16 protein-coding genes are annotated in these 17,978 nt (G+C 65.6%); 10 read left to right on the top strand and 6 right to left on the bottom strand.

The window, feature by feature from the left end:
* Positions 1-51: 51 nt before the first annotated feature.
* Together obgE and proB are read left to right on the top strand one after the other, a co-directional pair.
* Entirely contained in the window at positions 52-1,083 is a 1,032-nt protein-coding gene (gene obgE, locus DFP89_RS10965) for a GTPase ObgE (protein WP_114349427.1), read from the top strand.
* On the top strand, positions 1,071-2,183 hold the full coding sequence (gene proB / locus DFP89_RS10960) for a glutamate 5-kinase (protein ID WP_114349426.1): 1,113 nt from the start codon (positions 1,071-1,073) through the stop codon (positions 2,181-2,183). The genes obgE and proB overlap by 13 nt, the downstream gene beginning before the upstream one ends.
* A gap of 105 nt (positions 2,184-2,288) precedes the next feature.
* On the opposite strand, the gene DFP89_RS10955 is transcribed toward proB, so the two are convergent.
* Both DFP89_RS10955 and pepN read right to left on the bottom strand, forming a co-directional pair.
* On the bottom strand, positions 2,289-3,167 hold the full coding sequence (locus DFP89_RS10955) for a 1-acyl-sn-glycerol-3-phosphate acyltransferase (RefSeq protein ID WP_245948659.1): 879 nt from the start codon (positions 3,165-3,167) through the stop codon (positions 2,289-2,291).
* A 61-nt stretch (positions 3,168-3,228) separates the two neighbouring features.
* Positions 3,229-5,787 (bottom strand): aminopeptidase N, encoded by a 2,559-nt coding sequence (pepN, locus tag DFP89_RS10950; protein WP_114349424.1) that lies wholly within the window; start codon positions 5,785-5,787, stop codon positions 3,229-3,231.
* A 153-nt stretch (positions 5,788-5,940) separates the two neighbouring features.
* Here pepN and DFP89_RS10945 point away from each other — a divergent pair, with 153 nt between their 5' ends.
* The 6 genes from DFP89_RS10945 to DFP89_RS10920 all read left to right on the top strand — a co-directional run bounded on the left by DFP89_RS10945 (position 5,941) and on the right by DFP89_RS10920 (position 13,258).
* Complete coding sequence (locus DFP89_RS10945; RefSeq protein ID WP_114349423.1) at positions 5,941-6,672, top strand: hypothetical protein; 732 nt, start codon at positions 5,941-5,943, stop codon at positions 6,670-6,672.
* A gap of 179 nt (positions 6,673-6,851) precedes the next feature.
* On the top strand, positions 6,852-8,990 hold the full coding sequence (locus tag DFP89_RS10940) for a malate synthase G (RefSeq protein ID WP_114349422.1): 2,139 nt from the start codon (positions 6,852-6,854) through the stop codon (positions 8,988-8,990).
* Positions 8,987-9,445, top strand: a complete 459-nt coding sequence (locus DFP89_RS10935; RefSeq protein WP_245948657.1) for a methyltransferase family protein — start codon at positions 8,987-8,989, stop codon at positions 9,443-9,445. The genes DFP89_RS10940 and DFP89_RS10935 overlap by 4 nt, the downstream gene beginning before the upstream one ends.
* Positions 9,446-9,458: 13 nt before the next feature.
* A complete protein-coding gene (locus DFP89_RS10930; RefSeq protein ID WP_114349421.1) occupies positions 9,459-10,139 on the top strand; it encodes a D-lyxose/D-mannose family sugar isomerase in 681 nt (226 codons plus the stop codon).
* A 94-nt stretch (positions 10,140-10,233) separates the two neighbouring features.
* Complete coding sequence (locus tag DFP89_RS10925) at positions 10,234-11,808, top strand: Re/Si-specific NAD(P)(+) transhydrogenase subunit alpha (RefSeq protein ID WP_114349420.1); 1,575 nt, start codon at positions 10,234-10,236, stop codon at positions 11,806-11,808.
* Between the two features lie 10 nt (positions 11,809-11,818).
* Positions 11,819-13,258, top strand: coding sequence for an NAD(P)(+) transhydrogenase (Re/Si-specific) subunit beta (locus DFP89_RS10920; RefSeq protein WP_114349419.1), 1,440 nt, complete (start codon positions 11,819-11,821; stop codon positions 13,256-13,258).
* A 76-nt stretch (positions 13,259-13,334) separates the two neighbouring features.
* Here DFP89_RS10920 and DFP89_RS10915 read toward each other — a convergent pair whose 3' ends face one another.
* Positions 13,335-13,604 carry a hypothetical protein gene (locus DFP89_RS10915; protein WP_114349418.1) on the bottom strand — a complete coding sequence of 90 codons (270 nt, stop codon included), beginning with the start codon at positions 13,602-13,604 and terminating at the stop codon, positions 13,335-13,337.
* Between the two features lie 173 nt (positions 13,605-13,777).
* Positions 13,778-14,284, bottom strand: a complete 507-nt coding sequence (locus DFP89_RS10910) for a L,D-transpeptidase family protein (RefSeq protein WP_114349417.1) — start codon at positions 14,282-14,284, stop codon at positions 13,778-13,780.
* A 185-nt stretch (positions 14,285-14,469) separates the two neighbouring features.
* Between DFP89_RS10910 and DFP89_RS10905 the strand changes: the two genes are divergently transcribed.
* Together DFP89_RS10905 and DFP89_RS10900 are read left to right on the top strand one after the other, a co-directional pair.
* Positions 14,470-15,765, top strand: a complete 1,296-nt coding sequence (locus tag DFP89_RS10905; RefSeq protein WP_114349416.1) for a DUF3422 family protein — start codon at positions 14,470-14,472, stop codon at positions 15,763-15,765.
* 128 nt (positions 15,766-15,893) lie between these two features.
* A complete protein-coding gene (locus DFP89_RS10900) occupies positions 15,894-16,238 on the top strand; it encodes an arsenate reductase family protein (RefSeq protein ID WP_245948655.1) in 345 nt (114 codons plus the stop codon).
* Positions 16,239-16,251: 13 nt separating this feature from the next.
* On the opposite strand, the gene DFP89_RS10895 is transcribed toward DFP89_RS10900, so the two are convergent.
* Positions 16,252-16,869 carry a YitT family protein gene (locus DFP89_RS10895; RefSeq protein ID WP_114349415.1) on the bottom strand — a complete coding sequence of 206 codons (618 nt, stop codon included), beginning with the start codon at positions 16,867-16,869 and terminating at the stop codon, positions 16,252-16,254.
* A gap of 52 nt (positions 16,870-16,921) precedes the next feature.
* Positions 16,922-17,893 carry an ABC transporter substrate-binding protein gene (locus tag DFP89_RS10890; protein WP_114349414.1) on the bottom strand — a complete coding sequence of 324 codons (972 nt, stop codon included), beginning with the start codon at positions 17,891-17,893 and terminating at the stop codon, positions 16,922-16,924.
* Between the last annotated feature and the right edge of the window lie 85 nt (positions 17,894-17,978).

Here is a 17,978-nt window from a genome sequence, read left to right as displayed (position 1 = left end):
CCCAAGCGCGTATCCGACAGTTTGCCCAACCCTGCCGCTAGGAATGCCGCCGTGAAATTTCTCGATCTTGCCAAGGTTTATGTCCGCTCGGGCGGCGGAGGCGCGGGCTGCGTGTCCTTTCGCCGCGAGAAGTTCATCGAATATGGCGGCCCCGACGGCGGCGATGGCGGGCGCGGCGGCGATGTCTGGGCCGAGGCGGTCGAGGGGCTGAACACGCTGATCGACTTCCGCTTTCAGCAGCATTTCTTTGCCAAATCCGGCCAGCACGGCATGGGCTCGCAGCGCACGGGCGCCTCGGGCGACGATGTGATCCTGCGCGTGCCGGTCGGGACCGAGATCCTTGACGAGGATCAGGAAACGGTGATCGCCGACCTGACCACGCCGGGTCAGCGCGTGCTGTTGGCCAAGGGTGGCAATGGCGGTTTCGGCAACCTGCATTTCAAAAGCTCGACCAACCGGGCGCCACGCAATGCCAATTCCGGCCTGCCGGGGATCGAGCGCACGCTGTGGCTGCGGCTCAAGCTGATCGCCGATGCGGGCCTGCTGGGCCTGCCCAATGCCGGGAAATCGACCTTTCTGGCCGCCGTCTCGAACGCGCGGCCCAAGATCGCGGATTACCCGTTCACGACGTTGCATCCCAATCTGGGCGTGGTCGGCGTCGACGGGCATGAATTCGTCATCGCCGATATCCCCGGCCTGATCGAAGGCGCCTCTGAGGGGCGCGGCCTGGGCGATCAGTTCCTGGGCCATGTCGAACGCTCGCGCGTGCTCTTGCATCTGGTCGATGGCACGGCCGAGGACGTGGCGGTCGATGCCCGCACTATCCTGACCGAGCTTGCCGCCTATTCCCCGGCTTTGGCCGAAAAGCCGCGCGTGACGGCGCTGAACAAGATCGACGCGCTCCTGCCCGAGGAAATCGCCGAGAAAAAGGCCGCGCTTGAGGCCGAGACCGGCGGCCCGGTGCTGCTGATGTCGGGCGTTTCGCGCGATGGCGTGACCGAGGTGCTGCGTGCGCTGTGGGGCCGGATTTCGCCCTCGCGCCAGCCTGCCCCCGAAAAGGACAGCGGATCGTGGCAGCCGTGACCCCGGATCTGGGCCGCGCAAGGCGGCTGGTGGTCAAGATCGGCTCGGCGCTGCTGGTTGGCCCGGACGGGTTGCGCGCCCAGTGGCTGCGTGCGCTCTGTGACGATGTGGCGTCAGCTCGGGCGCGGGGCACGGATATGGTGCTGGTCTCCTCGGGCGCGATCGCGCTGGGGCGGCAGGTGCTGGAACTGCCCGCAGGCCCCTTGCGGGTCGAGCAGTCGCAGGCGGCTGCGGCTGTCGGGCAGATCCGCCTTGCCCGCGCCTATGAAGAGGCGCTGGCCCCGCATGGCGTCAAGACCGCGCAGCTTTTGATGACGCTCGACGATACCAGCGATCGGCGCCGCTATCTGAACAGCCGCGCCACCATGCAGACGCTTCTGGGCATGGGCGCGGTGCCCATCGTCAATGAAAACGACACCGTCGCCACGGATGAAATCCGCTTTGGCGACAATGACCGGCTGGCGGCACAGATCGCGGTGACCTGCGGCGCCGATCAGCTGCTGCTGCTCTCTGATGTGGACGGGCTTTATACCGCGAACCCCAAGACCGACCCCGATGCCCGCCATTTGCCGGTGGTCGAACAGATCACTCCGGAGATCGAGGCTATGGGCGGCGATCCCGTCTCGGGCCTCAGCAAAGGGGGGATGAAGACCAAGCTGATGGCGGCGCGCACGGCGGTCGCGGGCGGTTGCGCCATGGCGATTGCCGAGGGTTCTGTCCTCAACCCGCTGTCGGCGGTGGCGGATGGCGCGCGGGTGACGTGGTTTCTGCCCGATACCGACCCGCAGGCGGCGCGCAAACGCTGGATCGCGGCGATGAAACCCAAGGGCGAGATCACTGTCGATGCCGGCGCGGCGCAGGCGCTGGGGCAGGGCAAATCGCTGCTGCCGGCGGGCGTGACCACGGTCACGGGCCGCTTTGGGCGCGGCGATCCGGTGGTGGTGCTCGACGGTCGGGGCGCACGGCTGGCCTCGGGCCTCGTGCGCTATTCCTCGACCGAGACCCGCGCCATTGCCGGCCATCGCAGCGACGCCATTCCGGCGATCCTGGGCTATCCCGGCCGCGCGGCGCTGATCCATCGCGACGACATGGTGCTGTGACCGGCGCGCCTTGCGCCTGCGTCACTGCCGCATGGATATTTATGTGAAGAAGAAAGAAGCAGGCCGGGCGCCATTCGGGTGCTTTCGTTGGTCTTTCTTCTTCATCTAAATATCCAATCCGGCCTTGCCGAAAGACGGGCGCTGCCAGTTCGGCGATTGCATGCGGCTGGCTCTTGCACCGGGCGGGGGCAGGGCCAGGACCTGCTCGCGCAGGACCGAGATCGCCTCGTCGCTGCGTGCAGGCAGGGTCGCGGGCTGGATGGCTGGGCCGATGGTGATGTGAAAGGGCTGGCTGGCCTTGTTCAGGACCTCGGCGAACAGGGTCACATCCCGCACCGTCGGATGGATCGCGTCAAGCAGATAGAACAGCGACGAGTTCCGTGCCCGGATGCGCAGGGGAATGATCGGCGCGTCGAACTTGCGCGCGATCATCGCCGCGCTTGCCATCCAGGGCCGTTCGTGGAGCTTTACCCCCCTGCGCTTGGCCAGCCGTCCGGACGGAAAGATCAGCCCGATCCGGCCACGCTGCAACGCCTCTCGGGTGTAATCCATCGTGGCGCGGGTCTTGGCATGGCTGCGCTTTTCGACCCGCCATTCCACCGGCGCGATCAGGCTGGAGAATTGCGGCAAGATCCGCAGGATGTCGTGATTGGCATAGATGAACAGATCGTCCCGGACGGCCGAGATCACCGCGCTGAGCACGATCCCGTCGGCGATCCCCGTCGGATGGTTCGAGACGATCAGCGCCGGTCCGCTGGCCGGGATATGTTCCAGCCCCTCGACGGTCAGGTCGTGCAGGATCAGCTGCGCGATGCGGCGCATGATCTCATCCGTGGGCAGGTCGCGATATTCGGCGGCAAGCTCCAGCGTGCGCGGATAGCGCAACAGCCGCATCAGTGCGCGGCGTGCCAGATCGTGATGCCACCGGCCTGAGAACAGCCATGGTGCCCGCTCTTCGATCAGCGGATCAAGACGGCGTTTCATGTCCTCATGGGGATCCATGCGGGCAGTATTGCCGTGCCCGCATGAGGGCCGCAAGGGCGCATCATTGCCCCTGATCGGGACCGGCAAGGATACGCGTCACCATCTCGGCGGTGTTGCGCGACAGGCCGGGCAGGGCGGCGATGCGCACCAGCGCGGCACGCGCCAGCGCCTGCCGGCCGCTGTCATAGCGGCTGATCGTCTCAAAGGCCGAGCACATGCGCGCCGTGGTCTGCGGGTTCACCGGATCCAGCCGCATCAGCCATTCGGCCAGAAAGTCGTAGCCCGAGCCATCGGCGGCGTGGAAAGCGGCATGATTGGCGGTCAGCCCGCCGATCAGGGCGCGGAAGCGGTTGGGGTTCTTCCAGTCGAAATCGGGACGCGCGGCCAGTTCGCGGGTGCGTGCCACCGCATTGCCCGGGGCGGTGCGCAGGGGCTGGACCATGAACCACTTGTCCATGACCAGCCGGTTGCCGCCGAACTCGGCGGCGAAATCCGCCAGCGCGTCCTTGTCGCGGCCAGTGGCGATCAGCTGCTCCAATGCACCCTGACGCTCGGTCATGTTGGTCGCGCTTTTGTAAAGCGCCTCGGCTCGGGCGCCCCCGTCCAGCCGGCTGAGATAAGCCAGGCAAGCCAGACGCAGGCTGCGCCGCGCGGCGCCCTCGGCATCCGGGCGATAGTCGCCGGTCTGGGTCATCGCGTCGTAGAGCCGCGCCAGCGCGCGCTCATGCGTGGTCGCGATGTCGAGCATCAGCGCCCGGCGCGCGGCATGGATGGCATCGGGGTCGGGAATGGCGCCCCGCGCGGCGATGGTGGTGGCGATTTCCTCTTCGCCGGGCAGGACAAGGCAAAGCGCGGCAAAGGCCGGGTCGGCCGTGGCGTCAGTCAGGACGCCGGCCAGCGCGCGGTTGAATTCCTCGCCGCCATCATGGCCGGTGGCGCGGGCGATCAGCCCGTCCAGCGCCAGATCGTGGCCGGCCTGCCAGCGCGCGTAAGGATCGGTGTCATGAGCCAGCAGCAGGGCCTGTTCGGTGGCACAAATCTCGCGCGAGACTGTCACCGGGGCCGAGAACCCCCGCAACAAGGATACCACCGGCCGCGCGCCAAGCCCGTCGAAGCTGAAGCTTTGCGAGGGTTCGGTCATTTCCAGCACCGTCGTTGGCAGCACCTCGTCGCCATTCGGACCGATCAGGCCAAGCGCGATGGGAATGACGCGGGCGGGCTTGTCGGCCTGTCCCGGCGTCGGAGCGGTGTCCTGGCTGAAGTTCAGCGTCAGACGGCCTTCCGCCCAATCCTCGGACAGGGTCAGGCGCGGGGTGCCGGCGTCGGTATACCAGCGCTTGAACTGCGTCAGATCACGCCCCGTGGCGTCCTGGAATACGGCGATCCAGTCCTCGATCGTGCAGGCCTGCCCGTCATGGCGGTCGAAATAGAGGTCCAGCGCCGCGCGATACCCCTCATCCCCGACCAGCCGCTTCAGCATGCCGATGACCTCGGCGCCCTTTTCATAGACGGTCGCGGTGTAGAAGTTGTTGATTTCCTGATAGTGATCGGGGCGCGGCGGATGCGCGAGCGGCCCCGCATCCTCGCGGAACTGGCGCGCGCGCAGGGTCTGGACGTCACGGATGCGCTTGACCGCGGCCGAGCGCATGTCGCTGGTGAACTGCTGGTCGCGGAACACCGTCAGCCCTTCCTTCAGGCACAGCTGAAACCAGTCGCGGCAGGTGATGCGGTTGCCGGTCCAGTTGTGGAAATACTCATGGCCGATGACGGCCTCGATGCGTTCGTAATCGTCATCTGTCGCGGTCTCGGCTGTGGCCAGAACCAGCTTGGAGTTGAAGATGTTCAGCCCCTTGTTCTCCATCGCGCCCATGTTGAAATCATCGACGGCGACGATGTTGAAGACGTCCAGATCATATTCGCGCCCATAGACCTCTTCGTCCCATTTCATCGAGCGGATCAGCGATTCCATCGCATAGCCGGCGCGCCCCTCGTCGCCGGGGCGCACCCAGACATTCAGCGCCACCTTGCGGCCAGACATGGTGGTGAAGCTGTCCGAAATCGCCCGCAAATCGCCGGCGACCAGCGCAAACAGATAGGCGGGCTTTTTCCACGGGTCCTGCCAGACGGCACGGCCCGGCGCCTGACTGACCGGATTGCCGTTCGAGAGCAGCACCGGCATGTCGGAGTTGATCGTCACCTGAAACGGCGCCATCACGTCCGGCCGGTCGGGATACCAGGTGATGTGGCGAAAGCCTTCGGCCTCGCATTGGGTGCAGAACATGCCGCCGGAAAGATAGAGCCCCTCCAGCGCGGTATTGGCCTCGGGGTTGATCTCGACCTCGGCGGCAAAGGTGAAGCTTGCGGGCAGGTCGGCGGCGGGGATAACCAGCCGCTCATCGTCTTCGCGGATCAGATCCAGGGGCAGGGCGCGCCCGTCGATGGTCAGGGACAGCGTGCGCAGCCCGGCCCCGTCCAGCACCAGATCGCCCGCACCGAAGCGGCGGAAATCGATCTGAGAGCGGACGCGCGTGGCCCTTGGCGCAATGTCGAATTCCAGCCGGGTCTGGGTGATCTCAAAGGGATAGGGGCGCCAGTCGGCGAGATATTGCGTCACGGTCATGGGACAGGGCTCGCAGCATGAAAAATTTGGCCGCACGGGGAACTTGTGCGAGAACCAAGTGTTAGACGCTGGACAGGCGGGTCGCAAGCCGGGGCTTCGGATCTTTGCTTGTCCCAGCGCAACGTGCTGATTTTAAATAAGAAGGAACGGCAAATGGCCAATTATGACCCGAACGATCCCCGTCGCACGGACGCGACCGACCCCCATCGCCCCGCCGCGCCCGAGACCTATGTCGAGCCGGTCGAGCGTCGCGCCTCGCCGCTGCCGCTGATCATCGGGATCCTGCTGGCCTTGGCGATCGCCTATTTCGTGCTGCAGTATTTCATGGGCCGCGACGAGGCCGCGACCACCACCGGCGAAGAGCCCGCCGTGACCACCACCGCACCGGCCGAGACCACCACCGCGCCCGCAGCGACCACCGAGGCCCCGGCCACCGCGGTCGAGAACGCGGCCAGCGAGGCCGCCGCCGCTGTCGAGGGTGCCGCCGGTGATGCCGCCGCCGCAGTCGAGAATGCCGCCGAGACCGCTGGCGCTGCCGCCGGGGCTGCGGCAAGCGATGCTGCCGCCGCTGCGGGCACCGCCGCCGATGCTGCGACCGAGGCCGCCGGCAATGCCGTGACCGCTGCCGAGAACGCCGCTGAAGCCGCTGGCACTGCTGCCGGCGCGGCTGTGCAGACCGCTGCCGACACCGCCGCGACCGTGGCCGGAGACGCCGCCAAAGCCGCAAGCGAGGCCGCCACCGCCGCCGAAAATGCCGCCAAAAGCGCGGTCGAGGCTGCGGGCGCCGCGGCCGAGAATGCCGAACAGGCGCTGGACAGCGCGATCACGGTCGAGGAAACCCCGGCACCCGCTGCGACGACGACGCCGCCGCCCGCAACCAACTGATCCCGCAGATGGGCTGACATCTCCGCCGTCCGGTTCGACCGGGCGGCGGATTTTCAATTTCTGATCGGCTCTGAATTCTGGATTCCGGAAAGATCGGGCCGGTTGAAACAGGCCGGGCTTTGGCATACCACCGTGTACAAATTTGGCCGGTCTTGGAATATCGAAAAAGGGGAAATGCCATGGGTCGTGTGGAAAAAGCTGGTTTGCGGGTCGATGAAACGCTGGCCGCCTTCATCAACCAGCAGGCGCTGCCGGGAAGCGGCGTCGATCCCCGCCGATTCTGGGAAGGGCTGTCGAAGCTGCTGCATGACTTCGGCCCGCGCAACCGCGCCCTGCTGGAAAAACGCGATGAGTTGCAGGCCGCCATTGACGCCTGGCACCTGGCCCATCGCGCCGCGCCCGACCGCGCGGCCTATCGCGATTTCCTGACCGAGATCGGCTATCTTCTGCCCGAAGGCCCGGATTTCGCCCTTGAGACCCCGGCCACTGATCCCGAATTTGCCAGCGTCGCCGGTCCGCAGCTGGTGGTGCCGATCACCAATGCACGCTATGCGCTGAATGCCGCGAATGCCCGCTGGGGCAGTCTTTACGATGCGCTTTACGGCACAGATGCCATGGGCGATCTGCCGCAGGGCAAGGGCTATGACGCCGAGCGCGGCGCCCGCGTGATCGCCTGGGGCCGCGATTTTCTGGATGCCGCCGTGCCCTTGGCGCAGGGCTCCTGGGCCGAGATCGATGCGCTTTCCGTCAATGCGAGCGCGCTGGTCCCGGCGCTGAAGGATGCGGCGAAATTCGCCGGTCATGATGGCGATGCCGCAACGCCTTCGGATATCTATTTGCGCAACAACGGGCTTTTGATCCGTATCGTGATCGACCGCTCGACCCCGGTGGGCGGGCAGGACAAGGCCGGGATTTCCGATGTCGTGCTGGAATCGGCGCTGTCGGCGATCATGGATTGCGAGGATTCGGTCGCCTGCGTCGATGGCGCCGACAAGGCGCAGGCTTACCGCAACTGGCTGGGCCTGATGGATGGCACCCTGACCGAAGAGGTCGCCAAGGGCGCAACCAGCTTCACCCGCCGCCTGAACCCGGATGTCAGCTTCACCGCCCCCGATGGCAGCCGCGTGACCCACAAGGGCCGCGCCCTGATGCTGATCCGCAACGTGGGCCATCTGATGACCACGCCCGCCATCCTCGACCGCGATGGCCACGAGGTCTATGAAGGGCTGATGGACGCCACGATCACCGCGCTTTGCGCCAAGCGCGATCTGGACCGCGAGGGGGCCGGAAACTCGGTCACCGGCTCGATCTATGTGGTGAAACCCAAGATGCACGGCCCCGAGGAAGTGGCCTTCGCCAGCGAAATCTTTGACCATGTCGAGGACGTGCTGGGCCTGCCGCGCCACACCGTCAAGCTGGGCATCATGGACGAAGAGCGCCGCACCAGCGTCAATCTCAAGGAATGCATCCGCGCCGCGAAACATCGCGTGGCCTTCATCAACACCGGGTTCCTGGACCGCACCGGCGACGAGATCCATACCTCTATGGAGGCGGGCGCGATGCTGGCCAAGGGCGAGATGAAGGTGCAGCCCTGGATTTCCGCCTATGAGGATCGCAACGTCGATATCGGTTTGGCCTGCGGTCTGGCCGGCAAGGCGCAGATCGGCAAGGGCATGTGGGCGATTCCCGACCGCATGGCCGACATGCTGACGCAAAAGATCGGCCATCCGATGTCGGGCGCCAATACCGCCTGGGTGCCCAGCCCGACCGCCGCGACCCTGCACGCGACCCATTATCACAAGGTCGATGTCCATGCCCGTCAGGCCGAGATCGCGGCGCTGGAGCGTCCGGCGCGGCTGGACGATCTGCTGACCGTGCCACTGGCTGGGGGGCGCAATTACAGCGATACCGAAATCACCCGCGAGCTGGAAAACAACTGCCAGGGCATCCTTGGCTATGTCGTGCGCTGGGTCGATCAGGGTGTCGGCTGCTCGAAAGTGCCCGATATCAACGATGTCGGCCTGATGGAGGACCGCGCCACGCTGCGCATCTCGGCGCAGTCGCTGGCCAATTGGCTGCATCACGGCATCATCACCGAAACCCAGGTCATGGACACCATGCGCAAGATGGCCGCCGTGGTCGATCGCCAGAACGCGGGCGATCCGGCCTATCGGCCGATGGCGCCGGGCTTTGACGGCGTGGCCTTCCAGGCCGCTTGCGATCTGGTGTTTCTGGGCCGCGTCCAGCCCTCGGGCTATACCGAGCCGGTGCTGCATGCCCGCCGCCTGCAAGCCAAGGCGGAACAGGCGCACGGGTGATCGCCCGATTTATTGCGGGACTGACGGCATTGCCGCAGGTCTGGCTGTTGCCCTTTGCGCTGGCTGGCCTTGCGCTGGGGCGGATCTTTCCCTTTGGGCCGTCCCCCCCGATGCGGGGGGGCGGCCTTTTTCTTGTCGCGCTGGCGCTTGGCCTGATGCTGTGGGCGGCGCTGACCATGCGGGCGGCGCGCACCACGGTGATGCCGGGCCGGCGCCCCGAGCATCTGGTCACAAACGGACCGTTCCGGTTTTCGCGCAATCCGATCTATCTGGGCGATCTGATCGGGCTGGCGGGGCTGATGCTGGCGCTGGATGCGCCCGCCGGGCTGCTGGTCGTGCCGGGCTTTGCGTTGCTTCTGGAACACCGCTTCATCCGCCAAGAGGAGGCTGTGATTGCCGCCGCCTTCGGCCCGGCCTATGAAGACTACAGATCGCGCGTCCGGCGCTGGATTTAAGGGGATAACGTTCATGCAAAGATCGCGCATCAACCGGATCATGGCCGAGGCGGCCGAGATGATCGCCAATGCGGGCTTTCACCTGCCGCCCTTTGCGCATTGGAGCCCCGAGGAGTTTCGCGCCCGCGCCACCCCCGCCATCCGCGAGGGCCGGCTTGGCTGGGACATCACCGATTACGGACAGGGCAATTTCGACAAGCTGGGCCTGTTCCTGTTCACGTTGAGGAACGGCAATCTGGCCGATCTGCAGGCCGGGCGCGGCATGGTCTATGCCGAAAAGCTGCTGATCAGCCAGGAAAACCAGATCAGCCCCATGCACACCCATGTCATCAAGACCGAGGACATCATCAACCGCAAGGGCGCGACGCTTGCGATCCGGCTGTGCGGCTCGGACGCGCAGGGGCGGATGGACCGCAATGCCCCGGTGCGGGTCGATTGCGACGGCATTGCGCGCGAGATCGCGCCGGGCGGCGTGCTGCGCCTGCAACCGGGCGAATCCGTCACCCTGCGTCCCGGCGACTGGCACGAATTCTGGGCCGAGGGCGGCCCGGTCCTGATCGGCGAGGTCTCGACCGTCAATGACGACCTGACCGACAATATCTTTGCCGCCCCCATCGGCCGCTTTGCCAATGTGATCGAAGATGAATCCCCGACTCATCTTTTGGTCAGCGACTACGATGCTGACGTCGCGTAAGTTTAACGCTTTGATCGTCGCGTCACAGCCTTGTGAAAGATTGTTGCGCGATGCTATGGAACGTCCTGATGCACGCTAATAAGGAGGTCGCCTCGTGAAGATCGGCGCTTTGAAAGAAAATTACGAGGGGGAGGCGCGGGTTGCCGTCACCCCATCCTCGGCGGCTCATCTGAAAAAGCTTGGCCACGAGGTCCATGTCGAATCCGGTGCGGGCGTCCGCGCGGGATTCTCGGATGCCGCCTATGAGGCTGCGGGCGTCGCGGTCGAAGCCAATGCCGGCGCGCTGATTGGCGCGGCCGACGTGGTGATCAAGGTCCGCCCGCCAAGCGATGCCGAGATCGGCCAGATGCGGCGCGGCCAGACGGTGATTTCCTATTTCTATCCGGCGCAGAACGCCGAACTGCTTGAAAAGGCGCGCGAACAGGGCGTCACCGCCATCGCCATGGACATGGTGCCGCGCATCTCGCGCGCGCAAAAGATGGATGCGCTGTCCTCGATGGCCAATATCGCCGGCTACCGCGCGGTGATCGAGGCTGCGAACAATTTCGGCCGCTTCTTCACCGGGCAGGTGACGGCGGCGGGCAAGGTGCCGCCGGCCAAGGTGCTGATCGTGGGCGCGGGCGTTGCGGGTCTGGCCGCCATCGGCGCCGCGACCAGTCTTGGCGCGCAGGTCTATGCCTTTGACGTACGCCCCGAGGTTGCCGAGCAGATCGAGTCGATGGGCGCCGAATTCGTCTATCTGGACTTCAAGGAACAGCAGACGGACGGGGCTGCGACCGGCGGCTATGCCGCGCCTTCAAGCCCCGAATTCCGCGAAGCGCAGCTGAAGAAATTCCGCGAACTCGCGCCGCAGATGGACATCGTCATCACCACGGCGCTGATCCCGGGCCGCGATGCGCCCAAGCTCTGGACCGCCGATATGGTCGAGGCGATGAAGACCGGCTCGGTCATCGTCGACCTTGCGGCCGAGCGCGGCGGCAACTGCGATCTGACCGTCCCCGACGAGCGGATCGTGACCGAAAACGGCGTGGTCATCATCGGCTATACCGATTTCCCCTCGCGCATGGGTGCGCAGGCCTCTGAACTTTACGGCAACAACGTCCGCCACATGCTGGCGGATCTGACCCCCGGCAAGGACGGCGTTCTGGTTCAGAACATGGAGGATGACGTCATCCGTGGCGCCACCGTCACCTATGACGGCGACGTGACCTGGCCGCCGCCGCCGCCGAAAATCGCCGCCATCGCGGCGCAGAAGCCCAAGGAAAAGGTCAAGGAACTGACGCCCGAGGAACGCCGGGCCAAGGAAGTGGCCGAGTTCAAGGCGCAGACCAAATCGCAGGTCACCCTGCTGGGCGTGGGCGCGGTGCTGATGCTGCTGGTCGGCATGTTCGCGCCGGCCTCGTTCCTGTCGCATTTCATCGTCTTCGTGCTGTCGGTCTTTGTCGGCTTCCAGGTGATCTGGAATGTCAGCCATTCGCTGCACACGCCGCTGATGGCGATCACCAATGCGATCTCGTCGATCATCATCGTCGGCGCACTGCTGCAGATCGGCTCGGGCTCGTGGCTCGTGGTGATCCTTGCGGCGCTGTCGGTGCTGATGGCCGGGGTCAACATCTTTGGCGGCTTCCTGGTCACGCGCCGGATGCTTGCCATGTTCCAGAAGTCGTAAGGAGGGGATGATGGAATACGGATTCACCACTGCCGCTTATGTGGTCGCCGCTGTCCTGTTCATCCTGTCCTTGGGCGGGCTTTCGGGGCAGGAAAGCGCCAAGCGCGCGGTCTGGTATGGCATCGCCGCCATGGCCTTGGCCGTCGTCGCCACGCTGATCGGGCCGGGCTATGGCAATTGGGGCATCACGCTGATCATGCTGGCCATCGGCGGCGCGGCGGGCTGGGTTGTCGCCAACCGCGTCCAGATGACCGAGATGCCGCAACTGGTCGCGGCCATGCACAGCCTTGTCGGCCTTGCCGCGGTGCTGATCGGCTTCAACGCCCAGTTCGAGCTGTCGCGCGTGCTGCGCGCCAAGGCCGCCGATGCCGCGGCCGAATTCCACGGCTTTGCCGCCGTTCTGGCCCATAAGACCCCCTCGGAAATCGCCATGCTCAAGGTCGAGGTGGCGCTGGGGATCTTCATCGGTGCGGTCACCTTTACCGGCTCGATCGTGGCCTTTGGCAAGCTTGCGGGCAAGATCGACGGCAAGCCGAAGAAACTGCCCGGCGGGCACATGCTTAACGCCGGCGCGGCGGCGCTGTCGCTGCTGGCGGTGATCCTTTATGCCACCACCGGTGCGCCGGTCCTGTGGCTGACGATCATCACGCTGGCCGCGTTCTTCATCGGCTATCACCTGATCATGGGCATTGGCGGCGCCGACATGCCGGTCGTCGTCTCGATGCTGAACAGCTATTCGGGCTGGGCGGCTGCAGCCATCGGCTTCACGCTGGGCAATGACCTGCTGATCGTGGTCGGTGCGCTGGTCGGCTCCTCCGGTGCGATCCTGAGCTATATCATGTGCAAGGCGATGAACCGCAATTTCGTGTCGGTCATCCTTGGCGGCTTCGGCGGCGAGGCGGGTCCGGCCATGGCCATCGAGGGCGAACAGATCGCCATCGATGCCGAAAGCGTGGCCGCGGCGCTGAACGATGCCGATGAGATCATCATCGTTCCGGGCTATGGCATGGCGGTGGCGCAGGCCCAGCAGTCGGTTTCCGAACTGACCCGCAAGCTGCGCGCCAAGGGCAAGAATGTGCGCTTTGCGATCCACCCGGTCGCGGGCCGTCTGCCGGGCCATATGAACGTGCTTCTGGCCGAGGCAAAGGTCCCCTATGACATCGTTCTGGAAATGGACGAGATCAACGAGGACTTCCCGAATACCGACGTGGCCATTGTCATCGGCTCGAACGACATCGTGAACCCGGCCGCGCAAGAGGACCCGAACAGCCCCATCGCCGGCATGCCGGTGCTCGAGGTCTGGAAGGCAAAGCAGGTCTTCGTGTCGAAACGCGGGCAGGGCACCGGCTATTCCGGGATCGAGAACCCGCTGTTTTACAAGGAAAACACCCGCATGTTCTATGGCGATGCCAAGAAATCCATCGACGCGCTGCTGCCGATGATCGACTGATCGGGCAGGGCGGGAATGCGAAAGGCGGGCCATCTGGCCCGCCTTTTACATTTGTGCGCAGCATGCCGCGCCGCGTTCAGATCGCGTTCAGCATGAATTTGATCACTTCGGTCGGCAGTTCGGGATGCAGGGCCAGCATGCGCACGCGCTTGCCCTTGCGCGGGATCAGCAGCGCGCAGCGTGTCGCCATGGCATGCGAGCGTTTGGCCGAGCTTTCGACGATGGCCCCGCCGCGCCAGCGCGAATGCGGTCCAAAACGAAGAACGCTCTCTATCGAACCCGGAACATAGCCCTCGGTCTCGATCGAATCGATCTGCGCATCGCTGATGATGGGCGGCAGATACATGGGCCAATGCACTCGGGAAGTTACCAGAATTAGTCAGATTTTTAGTCCCGAACGCGCTTTATTTACATATGCCATTTTGAACAGGTCTGCCCCGCCGGCCCCGCGAAGTTGGTCGGATTCAAGCCGGATGCCGTGGCGTTACCGGCAGAAAATGCCGGCTTTTGCAGGGGGAATCAGGGCTCGATCAGAATCGGCGTGCCGTCCCGGACCATGGCATAGACCTCTTCGGCCTCGGCATCGGTGACGGCGATGCAGCCGGCGGTCCAGTCCAGCTTCTGCTTTGACTGCACGCGCCCCTCGGGGCCCTGGCCATGAATGAAGATGTCGCTGCCGGCGCTGCGGCCCATCGATGCGGCCAGCGCCGAATCCTGCGGGTTCGGATAGGAGACACCGATGGACAGGTGATAGCGGCTTTCGGGGTTGCGGCGGTCGATGTAATACAGCCCTTCGGGCGTCTTGCCGTCGCCCTCGAACTGCTTGTGGCCGACGGGTTCGTTGCCCAGACCGATGCGATAGGCCTTCAGCACGGTGTTGCCGTGCAAAAGCAGCATCTGGCGGGCGCCCTTGTTGACCACGATCTGCGTGACCTGAGGCCCGGAATAGCTTTTGAACTTGCTGGGCGCGCAGGCCGCCAATCCCAGCAACAGCCCGATGGCAATGATCCGTCCCAGCCAAGTCATCCGTTCTGCCCCTTGCCATGTGCTTTTGCGCCATTCTGCCCGCTGTCGGTCGGGCGGGCAATGCGGCCCCCCTTCACGAATGTCTGATGCGCCGGAGGCACGCCCGGCGCCGGTTGCGCAAACAGCGCGCAGTTTCCGGTATTTGCAGTTGCGGGACGATCGGGGCAGGAGCTAATCATTCGGCCATGAACGACCAGAACGAACATCCGCAGCGCTATGCGCTGGTCAACGAACTGCATGCCCGGCCCTCGCCCCAGCTCGAGGCGCCGTGCACGGCCGTCTATCTGGCGCTGAAAGAGCGCGGCGACGCGGCCAATCGCGACCGCGCCAAGGATGTCGAGCATCTGGCCGAGCTGTGCGTCCGCCACGGCGCCGCGCGACCCGATCCCAGCGTCGGCCACCATGCCGCCCAGCTTGGCCGCTATCAGCTGCGCTGGGAAAGCCATACCGAATTCGTGACCTATGCGGCCTTCATGCCCGGCCTGCCGCCCCGGCCCTTTGACCCTTCGGCGGGGGCAATTTTCGCCGATGACTGGCAGCGCCAGTCGCATGGCAAGCGGGTTGCGGCGGTGATGATCCAGGTCGATTTCCTGCCCGACGACCCGGCCGAGATCATGCCGCGGCTTTCAGACTGGTTCGCCTCGGACAGCCTGACCTCGGTCTGGGTGCTGGAGGAGGCCGCCGTGGTCGCGGGCGATTTCCGCATCGACCCCGAGGGCTGGATGCGCTTTGCCGTCTTCGTCAAGCGCGGCACCGATTCCGGCCGCATCGGCCGCATCGTCCAGCGCCTGCTGGAGCTTGAGACCTATCGTGCCATGTCCATGCTGGGCTATGGCCGCGCCCGCATCGTCTCGGAACAGCTGAACGCGCTTGAGCCGCAGCTCAACGACATCGTGCAGGGCATGACCGACGAGGCACGGCCGGCAGACGCGGTGCTGCATGAGCTGCTTGCGGTTTCCGCCCAGCTGGAAAGTGCTGCGACCCAGCACGCCTTCCGCTTTGGCGCGACCGCCGCCTATGAGGCCATCGTGCGCGACCGCGTCACCGCGCTTCGGGAAAGCCGCTTTCTGCGCGGGCAGATGCTGACCGAGTTCATGACCCGGCGCTATCTGCCGGCGATGCGGACGGCGAAATCGGCCGAAAAGCGGCTTGCGACCATGCTGGATCGCAGCGAGCGCGCGGGCGATCTGCTGCGAACCCGCGTCGATGTCCAGCGCAGTGCCCAGAACCAGGAGCTGATGCAGCGCATGGACAAGCGCGCCGACCTGCAACTGCGGCTGCAACATACGGTCGAGGGGCTGTCGGTGGTGGCGATCAGTTATTACGCCGTCGGTCTGGCGGGCTATGCGCTATATCCGCTGGCCAGCGCGCTGGGGATCGACAAGGCGGTTCTGGTCGCCGGACTGACGCCCATCGTCATCGCTGGCGTCTGGCTGGCGATGCGCCGGATCAAGGCGCGGCTGCATGACGGCCACCCCTAGCCTTGCCCGACCCGACGGCGCATAAAGGTGACCTCTGACCGAAAGGAGCCTGAATTGAAACTGATCCTCTCTCTTGCCGCATTGCTGGCGCTGGCCGCCTGCAACGTGCCGTTGGTGCCGATCATCTGATGGCGGGGCAATTGCAGATGTATGGCCTTGGCCATTGTTCGACCTGCCAGAAGGCGCAGGCCGAGCTTGAGGCGGCGGGCTGGCAGGTCGAGTTCCGGGACGTGGCGAAAGCCCCGCTGTCGGATGCGGAATGGCAGCCCATGATCGCGGAATTCGGCGAGAAGCTGGTCAACCGCGCCAGCCTGACATGGCGCGCCATGTCCGAGGCGGAACGCGCGGGCACGCCTCTGCAGATGCTCAGCGCGAAGCCCTCTCTGATGAAGCGCCCGGCGATCCTTGAGGGCGAAAAGCGCCTGCTGGGCTGGACCGCGAATGTCAAACGCGCGCTGGGGGTGGCGGCCTGAGGGCCGCGCCGCCTTACACGATGTAACGGTCGCGCCGGTGGTTGATGGCGATCACCAGGTTCAGCACCAGCGCGCCCAGGAATGACCAGGCCACGGTCTGCCAGTCGCGCAGCATGAGCGCGCAGGCAAACAGCGCCGCGTCAAAGATCATCTGCGTCCAGCCGGCGCGAAACCCGGTCCTGTCCTGCAGATAGAGCGCCACGATCCCGATCCCGCCCAGCGAGGCGCCATGCCGGAACAGCGCCAGCAGCGCCGAGCCGGTCAGGAAACCGACAAGGATCGCGCCGACCAGCGGATGCACATGGCCGAATTCCAGCCCCTTGGGCAGGATGCCGACCAGCACCGACAGCAGGGTGACGGCGATCAGCGATTTCAGCATGAAGGCCAGCCCCAGCCGCTTGTAGCCCAGCCAGTAAAAGGGCAGGTTCACGGCGAAAAACACCGGACCGAAGCCCCAGCCCGTGGCATAGGAGATCAGGATCGCCAGCCCGGCGGTCTGGCCGGTGACAAAGCCCAGATGGGTCAGCAGCTGCACCCCCACGGCGGCCATGAAGCTGCCATAGGCAATGCCCTGCGCGTCCTCGATCAGGCTGTGGCGGGTCGGTTTTTCGGCGGTTTCGGTCTGTGACATGGCGCCTTCATGCCCGCGGTCGCGTGTCGGGGCAAGGGGCAAGCGCCGGGGTTCAGGGCCGGGGCCTTGCGGCTGCCGTCGCGTCGGTTCCCGGCGCTGCAGCCATGGCCATGTCGCTGATCTCATGGGTAAAGGCGTTTTCGGGGTCGTGTTTCAGCACGGCCGCCGCGCCGCCCGCCCGCAGGGTCTCGACGGTGCGGCGATAGGCCGCGTCCTCGAGCGCGCCCGAGGCAAGGATGGCCGGGATGCCGCTCAGCGCAGCACTCAGGCGTTGCAGGGCGCCCGGGTCGGGATCGGGGCCAATGAGCAGCCGGGCCGTGCCTTCGGGATCGGCGGCGGCGGCGCGCCAGCCCTCCATGCTGGCGCGCAGGAAATGCGCCATGCGCTCCTGCATCGCCGGATCGGTCAGCGCCCCATCCAGCGCGTATATCCCGTCCTCGAGGGTCGCCGCGTTCAGGGTCGCGGGATCAAGCAGGGTCGCGCCCTCAAGCCCCGCGACGGCAAAGCTGCGGGCGCTGACGCAATCGGCCTGTTTCTGGCGCAGCATTTCGGCGCCGTCGCCCTGCGGGACCAGCGTTATCGCATCCGCTGGAACCTGCGCCCGGTTCAGCCAGCCGGCCAGCGGAAACTCGGCGCCGGAGAACCAGTTCGCCACGCTCTTGCCGCGCAACTGGCTGGCATCGGTGACGCCAGCATCCGCGCGGCAAGCCAGCCGCAACGAGGGGCGGGCAAAGACCTGACCGATATTGACCACCGGCAAGCCGTTTTCCCGCGCGACCAGTGCCGTGGGCATCCATTCGACGCTGAGCGCCGCCTGCCCCCGCGCGAGCGACTCAAAGGCCGGCGCGTCGGATGCGGGCAGCAAGGTCACCGTGATCCCCGACCGCGCGTAAAGCCCCCGCGCCTCGGCCAGAAGATAGCCGGCATTCGCGGCCAGATCCGGCCCGCGAAGCTGCACGACCAGATCCTGAGCCTGTGCCGATGTCGCCAGCAGCGCCAGCGCGGCGGGGATCAGGTATTTCATATCAGCACCTTATGGCCGCTTATGGTCAGGAATGACTAAGCAGCCATGGACGGGCGCGCAAGAAACAAGCTTGCACAAAGCCGCG

The sequence above is a fragment of the Paracoccus lutimaris genome, from assembly GCF_003337565.1.
GTDB classification, from domain to species: domain Bacteria; phylum Pseudomonadota; class Alphaproteobacteria; order Rhodobacterales; family Rhodobacteraceae; genus Paracoccus; species Paracoccus lutimaris.
The sequence above is the reverse complement of the archived record's forward strand: the minus strand, read 5'-3'. Positions and strand labels throughout refer to the sequence as shown.

Excerpts from the sequence above, each read along its gene's own strand:
- DFP89_RS10910 (WP_114349417.1), bottom strand. The coding sequence starts at position 14,284 with ATGACTTGGCTGGGACGGATCATTGCCATCGGGCTGTTGCTGGGATTG.
- DFP89_RS10895 (WP_114349415.1), bottom strand. The coding sequence starts at position 16,869 with ATGTCACAGACCGAAACCGCCGAAAAACCGACCCGCCACAGCCTGATC.
- DFP89_RS10930 (WP_114349421.1), top strand. The coding sequence starts at position 9,459 with ATGCAAAGATCGCGCATCAACCGGATCATGGCCGAGGCGGCCGAGATG.
- DFP89_RS10915 (WP_114349418.1), bottom strand. The coding sequence starts at position 13,604 with ATGTATCTGCCGCCCATCATCAGCGATGCGCAGATCGATTCGATCGAG.
- DFP89_RS10920 (WP_114349419.1), top strand. The coding sequence starts at position 11,819 with ATGGAATACGGATTCACCACTGCCGCTTATGTGGTCGCCGCTGTCCTG.
- DFP89_RS10955 (WP_245948659.1), bottom strand. The coding sequence starts at position 3,167 with ATGAAACGCCGTCTTGATCCGCTGATCGAAGAGCGGGCACCATGGCTG.
- DFP89_RS10945 (WP_114349423.1), top strand. The coding sequence starts at position 5,941 with ATGGCCAATTATGACCCGAACGATCCCCGTCGCACGGACGCGACCGAC.
- DFP89_RS10905 (WP_114349416.1), top strand. The coding sequence starts at position 14,470 with ATGAACGACCAGAACGAACATCCGCAGCGCTATGCGCTGGTCAACGAA.
- pepN (WP_114349424.1), bottom strand. The coding sequence starts at position 5,787 with ATGACCGTGACGCAATATCTCGCCGACTGGCGCCCCTATCCCTTTGAG.
- DFP89_RS10940 (WP_114349422.1), top strand. The coding sequence starts at position 6,852 with ATGGGTCGTGTGGAAAAAGCTGGTTTGCGGGTCGATGAAACGCTGGCC.
- DFP89_RS10900 (WP_245948655.1), top strand. The coding sequence starts at position 15,894 with ATGGCGGGGCAATTGCAGATGTATGGCCTTGGCCATTGTTCGACCTGC.
- DFP89_RS10890 (WP_114349414.1), bottom strand. The coding sequence starts at position 17,893 with ATGAAATACCTGATCCCCGCCGCGCTGGCGCTGCTGGCGACATCGGCA.